This window comes from Pseudomonas sp. RW407 (assembly GCF_003176655.1).
Taxonomy (GTDB): Bacteria; Pseudomonadota; Gammaproteobacteria; order Pseudomonadales; family Pseudomonadaceae; genus Pseudomonas; species Pseudomonas delhiensis.
In genome coordinates this window covers 1-1,091 of record NZ_QGSL01000018.1, presented here as the reverse complement: position 1 = coordinate 1,091, position 1,091 = coordinate 1, and the positions used below count along the sequence as shown (strand labels likewise).

The following is a 1,091-nucleotide window of genomic DNA, read 5'->3' as shown; positions in this document are numbered from 1 at the left end:
ATCCGCCGCCCGCGCGCAAGCGAAATTGGCGCGTACCCTGCAGGGGATGTCCTCACCGTGGCGGCCGGCCGCGCCCAGGCGCACGGCAACGCCCGATCCAGAGGCTGCGTTGGGGGTGGAGAGCACCATGTCGGGGCGATTCGTCTGTTGCGTTCTGCTACTGATCTTCTCACTGGCGGCCAGCGCCCAGACGCTGAACGTCGGTTTCCATCGCCTGACCCTCGACGACCCGCTGGACCACCGGCCGATGCGCGCCATCGCCTTCTACCCGACGCGGGCCGCGGTTTCGCCCACCACCCTCGGCCTGTTCACCCTGCCCCTGGCCGAGGAAGCCCCGGCGGTGGCCGGGCGCCATCCGCTGCTGGTCATCTCCCACGGCAACGGCGGCACCCCGCTGGCCCTGCGCGACCTGGTGCTGGCCCTGGCCCGGCGCGGCTTCGTGGTCATCACCCTGGTGCACCCCGGCGACAACCTCCACGACCAGAGCCGCCTGGGCGCCCTGAGCAACCTCTACGGCCGCCCGCTGCAGGTCTCCGAAGCCATCAGCGCGGCCCTGGCCGACGAACGCCTGGCGCCGCTGCTGGACCCACGGCGCATCGGCGTGATCGGCTACTCCGCCGGCGGCGAGACGGCGCTGATCCTCGCCGGCGCCCAACCGCGCCTGGAACGCCTGCGCCGCTACTGCACGCGGCGCCCGGACGACCGCGACGCCTGCAGCGCCGGCGGCGAGCTGCTGGCCGACCGCAGCGACCTGGCGCCCATGGCCGACCCGCGGGTAGGCGCGGCGATGCTGCTGGCGCCGCTGGGGCTGATGTTCGGCAGCCGCGAGCTGGCCGACGTGAACATCCCGGTGCTGATCTACAGCGGCGACAACGACAAGGTGCTGGACTGGACGCGCAACGCCGCCGCCCTGGCCCGCAAGCTGCCGCGCAGCGCCGACTTCCACGTGCTGCTGGGCGCCGGCCACTTCGTCTTCATGGCCCCCTGCAACGACGAGGAAACCGCCGCCACCCCGGGCCTGTGCAAGGACGCGGAAGGGGTGGACCGGGTGGCCATCCACCGCAACCTGATTGGTGATGCGCAGCGCTTTT

Annotated in this window: 1 protein-coding gene; it reads left to right on the top strand. The window is 72.4% G+C overall.

Annotated elements, in window-relative coordinates; all coding sequences use genetic code 11:
• Positions 1-127 precede the first annotated feature (127 nt).
• The coding region (locus DK254_RS00830) for a hypothetical protein (protein WP_109931652.1) at positions 128-1,091 on the top strand (964 nt) is incomplete at its 3' end.